1 protein-coding gene and 1 pseudogene are annotated in these 1,047 nt (G+C 37.8%); both read left to right on the top strand.

Annotated elements, in window-relative coordinates; genetic code table 11:
- A pseudogene (locus tag F6K23_RS41210) lies at positions 1–249 on the top strand (hypothetical protein); the annotation flags it as partial.
- Positions 250–263: 14 nt separating this feature from the next.
- Positions 264–740, top strand: coding sequence for a hypothetical protein (locus F6K23_RS41205; protein WP_293167085.1), 477 nt, complete (start codon positions 264–266; stop codon positions 738–740).
- The last annotated feature ends 307 nt before the right edge of the window (positions 741–1,047 follow it).

The following is a 1,047-nucleotide window of genomic DNA, read 5'->3' as shown; positions in this document are numbered from 1 at the left end:
TTTGGTTTTCGGAAATACCCTACTGCTGATGCTGAATATAGTCCCCAGGATAATGACCAACCGCTGCGTTATTTATTGGCATTTTTACTAAAATTGCATCTAGACCGTAGTCCCGCTTTATTGAGAGCAGTGATTCAAATTCTTGGTGGAGATGCTGCTGTCAGAAAAGCAGTTAAGGAGTTTGCCAAAGGAATTAAAACTAGAGATGGTTTTGCGATTATTCAAGGTAAAGAATTGTTAGAAATATAAAGAGGAATTAACTTGTGGAAATCTATGTTCAAAGTCGTGGTTTTGCTCAAGATGACGACTACCGCTGGCTAAGAATTACCAAAGAGATTCAGAAAAGAGTAGAAGTATTACCTCTTATCTTCCAGGAAGTAACTAATTTAATTGATGCTCATGCTTTTTCTGTAGTTATAGCACGAACGAAAGATCATAAATTATTGTTTTTAGTAACAGGAATTGATTCCCAAGAACGCCTGGATTTCAGAGGTCGTAAAATTCGTAATTCCGTTGCTTGGATTGGAAATAAATCTCTAGAACCAGCTTTTAAAAAACTTGCTATTCAGTCACTAGATACAGAAGAGGTAGACTCTTTTAAGGAAGTAATTAATCAGGCTATAAAAGCTGGTGGAGAAGAAGGGTTCAAAGTAGAATGGCAAGATATGATCGACTTGGCTCAACCAGAGCAACAGCAAGAATTATTAGGAAAAGAGCCTGACACTACTCTCAAACTATGACGTGAGTCACCTGAGTTGAAAAACAAGTTAGCAAAGGAACTCAGATAACATCACTTACCTGAAAAAGAAGGAGTATTAGTTGTTGTCACAGGGCTGAAGAGGAAAGAATTCCTAATTAAGGCTGGAGTCTGGCGAGCTTTATCCAGTCTAGTTGATACAGAAGATTGGCAAGAATATTCTCAATCTCAACTGGAAGATGATATCTTTCCGGAAGATAAAAATAGGGGAATTTTAGGAAGTTTAAAGTCAACTATTACCGGTTACCTTGAGCAATTCCCTCCCTTCAAGATAATTGGGCGGACAGAAG

The organism is Okeania sp. SIO2C9 (assembly GCF_010672455.1).
GTDB lineage: Bacteria > Cyanobacteriota > Cyanobacteriia > Cyanobacteriales > Microcoleaceae > Okeania.
The sequence above is the reverse complement of the archived record's forward strand: the minus strand, read 5'-3'. Positions and strand labels throughout refer to the sequence as shown.